The sequence below is a fragment of the Pseudomonas paraeruginosa genome (genome assembly GCF_003025345.2).
Lineage (GTDB): Bacteria > Pseudomonadota > Gammaproteobacteria > Pseudomonadales > Pseudomonadaceae > Pseudomonas > Pseudomonas paraeruginosa.
In genome coordinates this window covers 957,228-969,783 of the sequence record NZ_CP020560.1, presented here as the reverse complement: position 1 = coordinate 969,783, position 12,556 = coordinate 957,228, and the positions used below count along the sequence as shown (strand labels likewise).

Here is a 12,556-nt window from a genome sequence, read left to right as displayed (position 1 = left end):
CGACTACGCCGTGCGGCTTTCGATCACCCGCACCAGGCTCGGCAGGCGTCCCTGCGGCAAGCCCAGGGCGGCGCCGTCGCGCTGGGGGTCGAGCACCAGGGTCGAGGCGAAGCCGCAGCGGGCGAAGGCTGCCTCGATCTCCGCGGCATTGCGGTAGTGCAACGGATAGCTTCCCCGCGTCAGCCGCCCGATGATCCCCACGCCCCAGCGGATCTGCCGATAGCGCGGGTGTTCGCGCAGGTCCGGATAGAGGTCGGTCAGGTAGGTGCCCTGGGGGAAGCGTTTCAGTTCGGTCGCCAGGCGACTCCAGAAGGCCTCGATCACCGGGCGCTGGAAATAGTTCACCAGGCCCTCGGTGATCACCACCAGCGGACGCTGGCGGTCGAGCCCGGCGAATAACGCGGCGAGGCTGCGTTCGCCGTCCTCGGCGAGGATATCCACGGCCGCCACCGCGTGCTCCGGGCCCAGCCAGCCCTGCTCGCGGAGCAGCGCCGCCTTGCGCGCGGCCATCGGCGGCAGGTCGGCCTCCAGGTAGCGCAGCTGTGGATAGCGCTGCCGGAAGCGTCGCCCGCGCGGCGACAGTCCGCAGGCCATTTCCACCACCTGGACCACCCCCTCGCGCTCGACGGCCTGGGACAGGCGCGCGTCGATCAGCAGGTGTCTTTGTAACAGGAAATCCTCGATGTTCAGCCCGAAACCGAGCTGCGCGCCCCAGTTGATCGGCGCGACGAAGCCGTGCACCCAGCGGCCGAAAGCGGTGGCGAAGGCCGGTTCGGCGAGCCGGTGGCGGAACCAGACATACCCGGTGTAATGGGCGCTGGGCGTGATGTGGGCACTGTCGACACGCTCTCGTTCAACCATGATTCAGGCTCTTGTTGTTATCATTCGCCAGCCTATGACTGCCATGGTCCCAGCGACAATCCCATGTCCCGCGATCCCATCCTTAGTTTGCCCTGGCCGGACGCCCGGCCACTCCCCGACGCCTTCTTCGACCGCGATGCACTGCTGGTCGCCCGCGAACTGCTGGGCAAGGTGATCCGTCATCGCCATGGAAACCTCTGGCTGGCGGCGCGAATCATCGAGACCGAGGCCTATTACCTCGACGAGAAAGGCAGCCACGCCTCGCTCGGCTACACCGAGAAGCGCAAGGCGCTGTTCCTCGATGGCGGGCACATCTATATGTACTACGCGCGCGGCGGCGACTCGCTGAACTTCAGCGCCGGCGGGCCGGGCAACGCGGTGCTGATCAAGTCCGGCCATCCCTGGCTGGATCGCGTCAGCGACCACGCGGCGCTGGAGCGGATGCAGAGCCTCAACCCGGACAGCCAGGGCCGTCCCCGCGAGATCGGCCGCCTGTGCGCCGGCCAGACCCTGCTGTGCAAGGCCATGGGCCTGAAGGTGCCGGACTGGGACGCACAGCGCTTCGATCCGCAGCGGCTGTTCGTCGACGATGTCGGCGAACGCCCCAGCCAGGTGGTCCAAGCCGCTCGGCTGGGCATTCCGAAGGGGCGCGACGAGCACCTGCCGTACCGTTTCGTCGATGCCGCCTTCGCCGCCTTCTGCACCCGCAACCCGCTGCGCCGCGGCCAGCTCGCCGGGCGCGACTACCAACTACTCGGACCCCAGGACCCGCACCTGCAATGAGCCTCGACGCCTTCAACGCCTGGATGGCCGCCAACCCAGAATGGCTGGGCCTGGCCATCTTCCTCGTCGCCTTCCTCGAATGCGCGGCCATCGTCGGCATCGTCCTGCCCGGCGTGGTGCTGCTGTTCGGCGTCGCGGTGATCGCCGGCAGCGGCGCCCTGGGCCTCGGCGAGACCCTGCTGCTGGCCTACACCGGCGGGGTGCTCGGCGATCTCAGCTCGTACTGGATCGGCCGCCGCTTCCACCAGAACATCCGCCGCCTGCCCGGCCTGCGCAGCCATCCGCAGTGGATCACCGCCGCCGAGGTGTACTTCGAGCGCTACGGTATCGCCAGCCTGCTGGTCGGTCGCTTCATCGGCGCCCTGCGGCCGATGCTGCCGATGGTCGCCGGCATGCTCGACATGCCGTTCGGCCGTTTTCTCGGCGTTTCGCTGATCGCCGCCGCCGGCTGGGCGGTCGCCTACCTGTTGCCCGGCTGGGCCACCGGCGCAGCCCTGCGCCTGCCGTTGCCGGAAGGCTTCTGGAGCGAAGCCGGGATCGTCGCGGTCTGCCTGGCGGTGCTGGTCGGCGTGGTAGTCCAGGCCAGCCTGCGGCGCAAACGCTGGGCAACCGCGGTGGCGGCCGCGCTGAGCCTGGTCCTGCTGCTGGCGATGACCGTCGCCTGGCCGTACCTGCAGGACCTCGACCAGGGCCTGATGACGCTGGTCCAGGAGCACCGCAACGCCGAGCTGAACCCGGTGATGGTGGTGGTCACCCGGCTCGGCGATTTCCGCACCCAGTTCATCGCCGGCGCCCTGCTCGGCGGTATCCTCCTGCTGACCCGGCAATGGCGTCCGGCCGCGTTCGCCATCGGTACCCTGGTCGGCACCGCCCTGGCCAACCAGGCGCTGAAGACCCTGTTCGCCCGCGCCCGCCCGGAAGTGCTGGCCGAACCGCTGAGCAGCTTCAGCTTCCCCAGCGGACACAGCTCGGCGTCCTTCGCCTTCTTCCTCACCCTGGGCGTGCTCGCCAGCCGCCAGCAGCCGCCACGCTGGCGCCTGACCTGGGTACTGCTGGCGGTGATCCCGTCGCTGAGCATCGCCCTGTCGCGGGTCTACCTTGGCGTGCACTGGCCGTCGGACATCATCGCCGGTGCCCTGCTCGCCACCACGGTATGCGCCGCCAGCCTGTGGCTGAGCCAGCGCCGCGAGTCGCTGCCGGCGCTGCCGCAACGGGTCTGGTGGCTGCTGTTGCCGGTCTGCGTGGCAACCCTGGCGATCGCCGCCGGCTGGGCCCTGCCGGAGGCCATCGCGCGCTACCGGCCACTGTGACGGCGGCGGTTCAGTCGCTGCCCAGTTCGCCCTGCAGATGCTCCAGCAGCACCTGGATCCGCGCCAGTTGCGTCTGCGCGTTGGGCAAAGCGAGCAGCTCCAGCTTGCGCTCGGTGTCGAACGGCAGCAGGTAGGCCAGCTGGTTCGCCAGGTCCTGCTGGCCGGCGGGCTCGCCGCCCATCTCCAGCGCGGCCACCATAGGATGCTCGGCCAGTACGCCGAGCAGCGCGGCGAGATCGTTGTGCTCGTGGGTCAGGGGCTGCTCCGGCAGGTCGTCGAACCACTCGATCTCGCCGACGCTGAGCTGGTCGGCCTGGACCTCCACCGACAGCACCTGGAAACGCCGGCCGCCTTCCACGCGGATCCCCAGCAGGCCGTTCGGGCGCTGCTGCCAGTCGCGGATCGACGCCTCGCAGCCGACCATCGCCAGGCGGCTCGGCGCTTCGCCGACCTCCCGCCCTTCGCCGATGGTCACCACGCCGAAACCGGTGCCCTGCTTCATGCAGCGGCTGAGCATGTCCAGGTAGCGCGCCTCGAAGATCTGCAGATCCAGGCGGCAACCGGGGAACAGCACGGCGTTGAGGGGGAACAGCGGCAACTTCATCGCGACTCCTCGGGCATCGTCAGGCGACCAGCGCTACCGCCAACGGTAGCAGCACTGCGGTGGCGACGCCCATCAGGCTCATCGCCAGGGCGGCGAAGGCGCCGCACTCCTCGCCCTCCTGCAAGGCCCGCGAAGTGCCCACCGCATGGGCGGTCATGCCCAGCGCCATGCCCTGCGCGGCGGGATGGCGGACACCGATGGCGCGCAACAGCTCCGGGCCGAGGATCGCCCCGAGGACCCCGGTGATCAGGACGAACACGGCGGCCAGCGCCGCCACGCCGCCGATCTGACTGGCCACCAGCATGGCGATCGGCGAGGTCACCGACTTCGGCGCCATGCTCATCAGCATCCGCGGTTCGGCGCCGAACAGCCAGCCGAATGCGATGCCCAGCACCGTCGCCAGCGTACCGGCGACGACCAGGGTCAGCAGGGTCGGCCAGAACAATTGGCGGATACGCCGCAGATTGAGGAACAGCGGCACCGCCAGGGCTACCGTGGCGGGACCGAGGAGGATGGTCAGGACCTTGGCGCTGGCGCTGTATTCCTCGTAGTCGATGCCGCAGAGCAGCAGCACGCCGATCACCACCAGCATCGACACCAGCACCGGCTGCAGGAATACCCAGCGGGTCCGTTCGTAGGCGGCCAGGGCCATTTGGTAGGCGCCGAGCGTCACGCCGACGCCGAACAACGGATGGTGGATCACCGCCGCGAGGGCGGCCTGCCAGGCCATCAGGGTTCCTCCCGGCGACGTTGCTGGCGGTCGATGAGCTTCTGCATCATCCAGCCGGCGAACAGGAACGAGACCACCAGCGACAGCACGAGCGCGCCGACGATGGCCCAGAAGTCGGCGGCGATCTCCCGCGCGTAGGCCATCACCCCGACCGCCGCCGGCACCAGCAGCAGCGGCAGGTAGCGCAGCAGCGCGCCGGCCGCCTCGTTGAGCGGCTTGCCGACCTCGCCACGCAGCAGGAAATAGCCGAACAGCAGTACCAGGCCGATGATCGGCCCGGGCAGCATGGGCAACAACAGAACGTTCAGACCGGTACCGAGCAACTGGAACAGCACCAGCCAGGTCAGACCACGAAGCAACATGGGCACCTCCAGCCAGGGCCGACCATTATGCCCAGCCCGCCCGGACATTGGCACGCTCTTCGCCTGGCCATCGGTCGTAGTCGCGGCGCCGCATGACCGGGTATTCGCCAGGCCGATGGTTTCTTGACCCGCTCGCCGACGCGTGCTGATCTTCCTGCACCTCGAGAACAACAGCCATCCTCCCGGAGGACTTATGCCATTCGTACCCGTAGCAACGCTCAAGGACTATGTCGGCAAGGATCTCGGCCATTCCGAATGGCTCACCATCGACCAGGAGCGGGTCGACCAGTTCGCCGAATGCACCGGCGACCACCAGTTCATCCACGTCGACCCGGAGAAAGCGGCGAAGACGCCCTTCGGCGGCACCATCGCCCACGGCTTCCTGTCCCTGTCGCTGATCCCGAAACTGATGGAAGGCCTGCTGGTACTGCCCGAAGGGCTGAAGATGGCGGTCAACTACGGCCTCGACACGGTCCGCTTCATCCAGCCGGTGCGGGTCGGCTCGCGGGTCCGCCTGGGCCTGACCCTGCTCGACGTCAACGAGAAGAACCCCGGCCAGTGGCTGATCAAGGCCCGCGCCACCCTGGAGATCGAAGGCCAGGAGAAACCCGCCTATATCGCCGAGACCCTCAGCCTCTGCTTCGTCTGAGCCCGCCCCAGCGAGCGCTGCCGTTCGCTTGACGGCCAGGCGCCGTTGCGCCGCTATCCCCCTTTCCCTGAAAGGAGAGGGAGCCGATCGCCCCCGCTCGCGGGGGCGTCCTGCGCCGGCGGGGAAATACTCTACTGCCAGGCAACGATTTTTCCGCCACACTGTCTCCCCTTCACCCTCGGACCGAACCACTCATCGGGAACGCCGCATGCTTCGCCCCGCCAGGTCTCTCTCGCTCTGCTCCGCCCTGGTCATCCTGCTCGCCGCCTGCGGCGAGGGCGAACCGCTGCTGCCGGCCGACGCACGCCTGCCGGACGGCGCGCGCTATCGCGGCGAACTGGTGGACGGGCGCCTGGAAGGCCAGGGCCGGCTGGACTACGACAACGGCGCCTGGTACGTCGGCCGCTTCGAGCATGGCCTGCTGCATGGCCATGGCACCTGGCAGGGCGCCGACGGCAGCCGCTACAGCGGCGGCTTCGCCGCCGGCCTGTTCGACGGCCAGGGCCGCCTGGCGCTGGCCGACGGCAGCGTCTACCAGGGTGGATTTCGCCAGGGTCTGTTCGATGGCGAAGGCGCTCTGGAGCAGCAGGGCGATCGCTACCGCGGCGGCTTCCGCAAGGGCCTGTACAGCGGCCAGGGCAGCCTGGAGGGCAGCGACGGCAGCCGCTACCAGGGCAGCTTCCGCCGGGGCCGGCTGGAAGGTGAAGGCCTTTTCACCGATAGCCAGGGCAACCAGTACGCCGGCACCTTTCGCGACGGCATGCTGAACGGCAAGGGGCGCTGGAACGGCCCCGATGGCGACCGCTACGACGGGCAGTTCAAGGACAACCAGTTCCATGGCCAGGGTCGCTACGAAAGCGCCAGCGGCGATGTCTGGAGCGGCCGCTTCAGCGAAGGCGCGCTGAACGGCACCGGAGAGTTCCTCGGCGCCGATGGCAGCCGCTATCGCGGCGGCTTCCAGTTCTGGCGCTTCCATGGCCAGGGCCTGCTCGAACAACTGGACGGCAGCCGCTACGAAGGCGGCTTCGCCGCCGGCGCCTATGCCGGACAAGGCAGCCTGAGTCGCGCCGACGGTAGCCGCGAGCAGGGACTCTGGGCCGACGGCAAGCGCATCCGCGACGCCGCCGGCAAGGTCCTGCCCGACACCCTCGAGGTCGGCCTGCTGGCCCAGGGTCGCCTGCTCGACGAAGAACTGGACAAGCTTCCGGCCTCGACGCCGGCCAGCGAGCTCTATGCCCTGAGCCTGGGCGGCGACGGTCGCCAGGGCGTGTTCCTGCGCGAGGCCGATTACGCCGGCGACCTGCTCGGCCAGCGTTTCGCCGCTCGTGGCGTGATCCGCCTGGTCAACCATCGCGACCACTTCGGCGACCGCCCGCTGGCCACCCGGGAAAGCCTGTCCCGCGCCGTGCGCACCCTGGCCGAACGCAGCGGGCCGGAAGACCTGGTCTTCATCTACCTGACCAGCCACGGCTCCAGCGACCACCAGTTGGCCCTGGACATGCCCGGCCTGAACCTCGGCGACCTGCCGGCCGCGGAACTGGCCGAACTGCTCGCGCCGCTGCGCAAGCGCGACAAGGTGCTGGTGGTATCGGCCTGCTACAGCGGAGGGTTCATCCCGCCGCTGAAGGACGAACGCACCCTGGTCCTGACCGCGGCGCGTGCCGACCGGGTCTCGTTCGGCTGTTCCGACGACGCCGATTTCACCTACTTCGGCCGCGCCTTGCTGGCCAATGCGCTGCACCGCACCGATGACCTCGCCAGGGCCTTCGAACTGGCGAAGGAGGAAGTGCGTCAAAGAGAGAAGGAAGAGGGTTTCGAAGCCTCGGAACCCCAAGCCTGGCTACCGGAACGCGTGCTCGCGCACTGGCGGACGCTGCGGGGGCAGCATGCCGCGGGTGCGCTCGCGTCCCGGGAGGAAACAACCGGCGAGGGCACGGCGGGCAAATAGATTCGCCGCGCACTACGCTCATTGGTGTGGAAGGGGAGATACACACATGCACTCGACGCCCAAGCGCGTTCTGCTCGCCGGCGCGACCGGTCTTACCGGCGAACACCTGCTGGACCGGATATTGAGCGAGCCGACCCTCGCCAAGGTCATCGCGCCCGCCCGCAAGGCGCTGGCCGAGCATCCGCGGCTGGACAACCCGGTCGGCCCACTGGCCGAACTGCTGCCGCAACTGAGCGGGAGCATCGACATCGCCTTCTGCTGCCTCGGCACCACGATCAAGGAAGCCGGCTCGGAGGAAGCCTTCCGCTCGGTCGATTTCGACCTGCCGATCGCGGTCGGCAAGCGCGCGCTGGAAATGGGCGCCCGGCATTACCTGGTGGTCAGCGCCCTGGGCGCCGACGCCAAGTCGTCGATCTTCTACAACCGGGTCAAGGGCGAACTGGAACAGGCCCTGCAGGAGCAGGGCTGGCCACAACTGACCATCGCCCGGCCATCGCTGCTGTTCGGCCCGCGCGAGGAATTCCGCCTCGCCGAGATCCTCGCCGCGCCGATCGCCCGGATCCTTCCCGGCAAGTACCACGGCATCGAGGCCTGCGACCTGGCTCGCGCGCTCTGGCGCCTGGCGCTGGAAGAAGGCAAGGGCGTGCGCTTCGTCGAGTCCGACGAGTTGCGCAAGCTGGGGAAATGAGCCTCGGGCGGGTCCCGCCCTACATGCCGCCGCTGACGCCGAGGTTGAGGCCGATGGCGGTGGCCAGCGAGAACGGCAGCAACAGGGTGTCCAGCAGCGCGCTGCCCGGCAGGTCGAGACCCGCATGAGCCGGTGCCTCGGCGCCGAAGCGCTCCATCGGGCAGCAGCCGCCGTGCAGGCTGTACCAGTCCAGCCGGGTGCCGGCATAGACCACCGGCGCGCCGGGCTTGGCCGCGTCCAGCGTGCGCACGGTAGCGCAGCCGGCCAGTTGTAGCGCCAGGATCAGCAGCAGCGCCCTACTCGTCGCTGACAAGGTGCTGTTCCCCCAGCGCGGCAGCATGTCCTGGGGAATCCCCAGGGTATTGAGGATCCGCGCCACGACGAAATCGACCAGGTCTTCCACCGACTGTGGCTGGTAGTAGAAACCCGGCGCCGCCGGCAGGATCACCGCGCCAAGGTTGGACAGCTTGAGCATGTTCTCCAGGTGGATGCTGGAGAACGGCGCCTCGCGCGGCACCAGCACCAGTGGCCGGCGCTCCTTCAGGGCGACATCGGCGGCGCGCTCGATGAGGTTGTTGCAGGCGCCGGCGGCGACCGCCGACAGGGTGCCGGTGGAGCACGGGCAGATCACCATCGCATTGGGCGCGCTGGAGCCCGACGCCGGTGGCGCCATCCAGTCGTGCTGGCCGAACACGCGGATCTGTCCGGCGGCGGCGCCGCAGTATTCGGTGAGGAAGGCCTGCATCGCCCGCGGCTTGGCCGGCAGGGCGACGTCGGTCTCGGTGGCCATCACCAGTTGCGCGGCCTTGGAGATCAGGAAATGCACCTCGCGCTCTTCCTGCACCAGACAGTCGAGCAAACGCAGGCCGTACTGGGCGCCGGAAGCGCCGGTCATCGCCAGGGTAATGCGTTCCGGACCGCTCATCGCGCCCCTCGTTCGGCCAGGTCCGCGGCCAGCTTGCCATGCAAGCCGCCGAAGCCGCCGTTGCTCATGATCACCACCTGGGCGCCAGGCTTCGCCAGGTGGCGCACCTGGACGATGATCGCCTCCAGGGAGTCGCAGACCTGCGACGGCACCGCGCACTGCGCGGCGGTGGCGGCCAGGTCCCAGCCCAGGTTCGGCGGCGCGTACCAGAGCACCTGATCGGCCTGGCGCACGCTGTCCGGCAGGCCGTCGCGATGGGCGCCGAGCTTCATCGAGTTGGAGCGCGGCTCGACGATGGCGATCACCTGGGTGTCCGCGCCAACCCGCTTGCGCAGGCCGTCGAGGGTGGTGGCGATGGCGGTCGGATGGTGGGCGAAGTCGTCGAAAATGGTCACGCCATCGACTTCCGCGACCTTCTCCATGCGCCGCTTGACGTTGCGGAACGCGCTGAGCGCCGCAGCGCCCTGGTCCGGCAGCACGCCGACATGGCGCGCAGCCGCCAGGCTGGCGAGGGCGTTGGCAACGTTGTGCAGGCCGGTCAGAGGCCAGTTCACCTCACCCTGGAGCACGCCGTCGAACAGCACCTCGAAGCGCGAACCATCCTCGGCGAGCAGGCGCGCCTGCCATTGGCCGCCTTCGCCGGTGGTCTGCACCGGGGTCCAGCAGCCCATCTCCAGCACGCGTTCGAGCGCTTTCTCGGCGCTCGGGCGGATGATCAGGCCCTCGCCCGGCACGGTGCGCACCAGATGGTGGAACTGCCGCTCGATGGCCGCGAGGTCGGGGAAGATGTCCGCGTGATCGAACTCCAGGTTGTTCAGGATCGCCGTGCGCGGACGGTAGTGGACGAACTTCGAGCGCTTGTCGAAAAACGCGCTGTCGTACTCGTCGGCCTCGACCACGAAGAACGGCGTGCCGCCCAGGCGCGCCGAGACCCCGAAGTTCTGCGGCACGCCGCCGATCAGGAAGCCCGGGCTCATGCCGGCGTGCTCCAGGACCCAGGCGAGCATGCTGGTGGTGGTGGTCTTGCCGTGGGTACCGGCCACCGCCAGCACCCAGCGCCCTTGCAGCACGTGGTCGGCCAGCCATTGCGGGCCGGAGACGTAGGGCAGGCCCTTGTTCAGGACATGCTCCACCGCCGGATTGCCGCGCGACAGGGCGTTGCCGATCACCACCAGGTCCGGCGCCGGCTCCAGGTGGGCCGGGTCGTAGCCCTGCATCAGTTCGATGCCCTGGGCCTGCAGCTGGGTGCTCATGGGGGGATAGACGTTGGCGTCGGAACCAGTCACCCGGTGGCCCAGTTCCTTGGCCAGCACGGCCAGCGAGCCCATGAAGGTCCCGCAGATGCCGAGTACGTGGATGTGCATGCAGACTCCTGCAGATCAAGCCGTCGAAGGCGCTGTGAATGGGCGGCAGATTAGCACAGCGGAGGTGCCGGCCGCCCGGCGTCGCGGCATCAGACGACGCGGCGCGGACGCGGTTCCCGGCAGAGCGGGAAGCGCGTCCGCGCACTCAGGCCCGGCCGCGCACCAGGCCGTGGCGGCGCAGCTTGCGGTACAGCGTGTTGCGGCTGATCCCGAGTTGCTCGGCGACCCGGCTCATATGCCAGCGCTGGCCGTCCAGCGCCGCCAGCAGGGCGACGCGCTCGGCGTCCTCCAGGCTGTTGGCGGCGACCGGCGCCGCCTCGGCCGTCGGCAGCGCCGCCAGGGCCTGGCGGATATCGGCCGGCAGGTCGCGCAGGCCGACCCGGCCGTCCTCGCAGAGCGCCACCAGGGTCCGCAGCACCGTGCGCATCTGCCGGACGTTGCCCGGCCAGCGATAGGCCAGCAGGCCCCGGCGAACCTCGGCATCGAGCTGGATGGCCTGGCCCCTGGCCTCCTCGGCCAGCAGGTAGTCGAGCAGTTCCTCGCGGTCGCTGCGCTCGCGCAGCGGCGGCAGGCTGAGGACCATGCCGTTGAGGCGATAGTAGAGGTCCTCGCGGAAGCGCCCATCGGCGACCAGGCCGGCAAGATCGCGGTGGGTGGCGCTGATCAGGCGCACGTCGACATCCTGCGGCTCGCCGCCCAGCGGCACCACCCGGCGCTCTTCCAACACCCTCAGCAGGCGGGTCTGCAGGGCCAGCGGCATGTCGCCGATCTCGTCGAGGAACAGGGTGCCGCCGTCGGCCTGCTGCAGCTTGCCGCGCATGCCCTCCTTGCGCGCGCCGGTGAAGCTGCCGCCGCGGTAGCCGAACAGTTCGCTCTCGATCAGAGTTTCCGGGATCGCCGCGCAGTTCAGCGCGACGAACGCCTGGCGCGCGCGCGGTCCGGCCAGGTGCACGGCCTTGGCGAAGGCTTCCTTGCCGGAGCCGGTCTCGCCGTTGAGCAGCAGCGGCACGTCACGCGCATAGACCTTCAGCGCCCGGCGGAAGTCGGCGGCCAGCTCGGCGTCGCCCAGGCACAGGCCCGGCGCCGACGGTGGCGCGGGTACGGACGGCACCACCAGGGCCTGCGGGATCGCCCGCGGCGCGCCCCGCAACATGGCGTACAGGGTCCGTCCCTCGCGGGTGCGCAGCGGCCAGCTGGCGGCGGGTTGCGGCGAGGCGCGGCCGAGCAGGTCGTCGAGGCGGCAATCGAAGAAGGCTTCCACCGGCTGGCCGAGCAGGCGCTGGCGCGGACAGCCGAGCAGGTTCAGCGCGCTCTGGTTCACCGCGCGGATCCGCCCGTCCTCCTCGAAGGCCAGCAGACCCTCGCTGAACAGGCCGACATAGTCGCCCTGGACATGGAAGCGCAGCAGCCAGGAACCCTCGAAGCGACGGAGGAAGTAGCAGCCTTCGATGATCTTCGCCGACAGGTTGACCAGCGCCATGGTGTGGAACTGGCTCTGCCGCGACACCTCCTGGCGCGCCGAGGATACGTCGAGCACCGCCATCAGTTCGCCCTGTGGGTCGAACACCGGGCTCGCCGAGCAGGTCAGGCCGGTGTGGCGGCTGCGGAAGTGCTCTTCCTGCTGGATGGTCAGGGCCTGCCGCTCGACCACGCAGGTGCCGATGCCGTTGGTCCCTTCGCAGGGTTCGCTCCAGTCGGCGCCGAGCCAGAGGCCGGCGTGCTCGAAGGTCTGGCGCTGGGCGTCGGCGTTGACGCAGTTGAGGATGACCCCGCGGGCGTCGGTGAGCAGCACCGCGTGATCGCTGCCGGAAAGCTGCTGGTAGAGGCTGTGCATCTCGCCGTCGGCGATTTCCAGCACCTGTTGCAGGCGCTCGCGGCGTTCGAGCATGCGCGCGTGCTCGAGCACCATCGGAGCCATCGGCTGGCCCGGATCGAGATGGTGCTGCTCCAGGCAACGCAGCCAGGAACGGGCGATGGACGGGTCGGTGGCCGGGCCGCCCGGCGGGATCTTGCCCTGGGCGACGGTCAGCACTTGCCGCGCGTGGCGGCTCATGGAGCTGGCAGGCATTGTTATGGTCTCCGCGAGGGATGGGCCGTCTCTTGCCTGGGCGCGGTGGATCGGTCCGCGTCTATCCGGACGGCTAGACGTGCAGCATCCAACAGGGCGGGGCGCAATGCAACGACGGACTGACCGATGAGTCATGCGCTGCGCCGGAAACGGTACGAATTGTCACCCCCGGACGTCTCACCCGCGTGACACGGCCCCCTCGCCGACACCCCGCAGGAAAGCCCCAGCCGCTCTGCCACGGGCCTTTCGCAACTCTGGCCCGGC

At 69.4% G+C, this 12,556-nt stretch carries 12 protein-coding genes and 1 pseudogene; 5 read left to right on the top strand and 8 right to left on the bottom strand.

Features of this window, described 5'->3' with window-relative positions; all coding sequences use genetic code 11:
• Positions 1 to 3 precede the first annotated feature (3 nt).
• The gene (locus tag B7D75_RS04700) at positions 4 to 861 is read right to left on the bottom strand and encodes a class I SAM-dependent methyltransferase (protein ID WP_012074423.1); all 858 of its coding nucleotides are present in this window, start codon (positions 859 to 861) and stop codon (positions 4 to 6) included.
• 63 nt (positions 862 to 924) lie between these two features.
• On the opposite strand from B7D75_RS04700, the gene B7D75_RS04695 reads away from it, so the two are divergent.
• Positions 925 to 1,644, top strand: a complete 720-nt coding sequence (locus B7D75_RS04695) for a DNA-3-methyladenine glycosylase (protein WP_003155579.1) — start codon at positions 925 to 927, stop codon at positions 1,642 to 1,644.
• Positions 1,641 to 2,954: a bifunctional DedA family/phosphatase PAP2 family protein gene (locus tag B7D75_RS04690; RefSeq protein WP_053813411.1), complete on the top strand. Its 1,314-nt coding sequence runs from the start codon at positions 1,641 to 1,643 to the stop codon at positions 2,952 to 2,954. Before B7D75_RS04695 ends, B7D75_RS04690 begins: the two co-directional genes overlap by 4 nt.
• Positions 2,955 to 2,964: 10 nt before the next feature.
• Here B7D75_RS04690 and B7D75_RS04685 read toward each other — a convergent pair whose 3' ends face one another.
• From B7D75_RS04685 to B7D75_RS04675, 3 genes are read right to left on the bottom strand one after another with little or no spacing between them, the layout of a single operon-like run.
• The gene (locus B7D75_RS04685) at positions 2,965 to 3,558 is read right to left on the bottom strand and encodes an LON peptidase substrate-binding domain-containing protein (protein WP_058136950.1); all 594 of its coding nucleotides are present in this window, start codon (positions 3,556 to 3,558) and stop codon (positions 2,965 to 2,967) included.
• Between the two features lie 19 nt (positions 3,559 to 3,577).
• On the bottom strand, positions 3,578 to 4,288 hold the full coding sequence (locus tag B7D75_RS04680) for an LrgB family protein (RefSeq protein ID WP_043103692.1): 711 nt from the start codon (positions 4,286 to 4,288) through the stop codon (positions 3,578 to 3,580).
• A complete protein-coding gene (locus tag B7D75_RS04675; RefSeq protein ID WP_003155583.1) occupies positions 4,288 to 4,650 on the bottom strand; it encodes a CidA/LrgA family protein in 363 nt (120 codons plus the stop codon). The genes B7D75_RS04680 and B7D75_RS04675 overlap by 1 nt, the downstream gene beginning before the upstream one ends.
• 193 nt (positions 4,651 to 4,843) lie before the next feature.
• On the opposite strand from B7D75_RS04675, the gene B7D75_RS04670 reads away from it, so the two are divergent.
• The 3 genes from B7D75_RS04670 to B7D75_RS04660 all read left to right on the top strand — a co-directional run bounded on the left by B7D75_RS04670 (position 4,844) and on the right by B7D75_RS04660 (position 7,935).
• The gene (locus tag B7D75_RS04670; protein ID WP_012074418.1) at positions 4,844 to 5,299 is read left to right on the top strand and encodes a MaoC family dehydratase; all 456 of its coding nucleotides are present in this window, start codon (positions 4,844 to 4,846) and stop codon (positions 5,297 to 5,299) included.
• 208 nt (positions 5,300 to 5,507) lie between these two features.
• Positions 5,508 to 7,247 carry a C13 family peptidase gene (locus B7D75_RS04665; RefSeq protein WP_107113786.1) on the top strand — a complete coding sequence of 580 codons (1,740 nt, stop codon included), beginning with the start codon at positions 5,508 to 5,510 and terminating at the stop codon, positions 7,245 to 7,247.
• Between the two features lie 46 nt (positions 7,248 to 7,293).
• Positions 7,294 to 7,935, top strand: coding sequence for an oxidoreductase (locus B7D75_RS04660; RefSeq protein WP_107113785.1), 642 nt, complete (start codon positions 7,294 to 7,296; stop codon positions 7,933 to 7,935).
• Positions 7,936 to 7,954: 19 nt separating this feature from the next.
• On the opposite strand, the gene B7D75_RS29695 is transcribed toward B7D75_RS04660, so the two are convergent.
• From B7D75_RS29695 to eatR, 4 genes and pseudogenes are all read right to left on the bottom strand, one after another.
• Positions 7,955 to 8,248: a YceK/YidQ family lipoprotein gene (locus tag B7D75_RS29695; RefSeq protein ID WP_124082834.1), complete on the bottom strand. Its 294-nt coding sequence runs from the start codon at positions 8,246 to 8,248 to the stop codon at positions 7,955 to 7,957.
• Positions 8,232 to 8,860 (bottom strand): annotated as a pseudogene (ubiX, locus tag B7D75_RS04655) (flavin prenyltransferase UbiX). The gene B7D75_RS29695 and the pseudogene ubiX overlap by 17 nt, the downstream one beginning before the upstream one ends.
• Positions 8,857 to 10,224 (bottom strand): UDP-N-acetylmuramate:L-alanyl-gamma-D-glutamyl-meso-diaminopimelate ligase, encoded by a 1,368-nt coding sequence (mpl, locus tag B7D75_RS04650; protein ID WP_034079802.1) that lies wholly within the window; start codon positions 10,222 to 10,224, stop codon positions 8,857 to 8,859. Before mpl ends, ubiX begins: the two are co-directional and overlap by 4 nt.
• A 145-nt stretch (positions 10,225 to 10,369) precedes the next feature.
• Positions 10,370 to 12,292, bottom strand: coding sequence for a sigma-54-dependent transcriptional regulator EatR (gene eatR / locus B7D75_RS04645; protein ID WP_034079801.1), 1,923 nt, complete (start codon positions 12,290 to 12,292; stop codon positions 10,370 to 10,372).
• Positions 12,293 to 12,556: the final 264 nt, after the last annotated feature.

Coding starts and splice junctions, on each gene's coding strand:
- B7D75_RS04700 (WP_012074423.1), bottom strand. CDS start 861: ATGGTTGAACGAGAGCGTGTCGACAGTGCCCACATCACGCCCAGCGCC.
- B7D75_RS04695 (WP_003155579.1), top strand. CDS start 925: ATGTCCCGCGATCCCATCCTTAGTTTGCCCTGGCCGGACGCCCGGCCA.
- B7D75_RS04690 (WP_053813411.1), top strand. CDS start 1,641: ATGAGCCTCGACGCCTTCAACGCCTGGATGGCCGCCAACCCAGAATGG.
- B7D75_RS04685 (WP_058136950.1), bottom strand. CDS start 3,558: ATGAAGTTGCCGCTGTTCCCCCTCAACGCCGTGCTGTTCCCCGGTTGC.
- B7D75_RS04680 (WP_043103692.1), bottom strand. CDS start 4,288: ATGGCCTGGCAGGCCGCCCTCGCGGCGGTGATCCACCATCCGTTGTTC.
- B7D75_RS04675 (WP_003155583.1), bottom strand. CDS start 4,650: ATGTTGCTTCGTGGTCTGACCTGGCTGGTGCTGTTCCAGTTGCTCGGT.
- B7D75_RS04670 (WP_012074418.1), top strand. CDS start 4,844: ATGCCATTCGTACCCGTAGCAACGCTCAAGGACTATGTCGGCAAGGAT.
- B7D75_RS04665 (WP_107113786.1), top strand. CDS start 5,508: ATGCTTCGCCCCGCCAGGTCTCTCTCGCTCTGCTCCGCCCTGGTCATC.
- B7D75_RS04660 (WP_107113785.1), top strand. CDS start 7,294: ATGCACTCGACGCCCAAGCGCGTTCTGCTCGCCGGCGCGACCGGTCTT.
- mpl (WP_034079802.1), bottom strand. CDS start 10,224: ATGCACATCCACGTACTCGGCATCTGCGGGACCTTCATGGGCTCGCTG.
- eatR (WP_034079801.1), bottom strand. CDS start 12,292: ATGCCTGCCAGCTCCATGAGCCGCCACGCGCGGCAAGTGCTGACCGTC.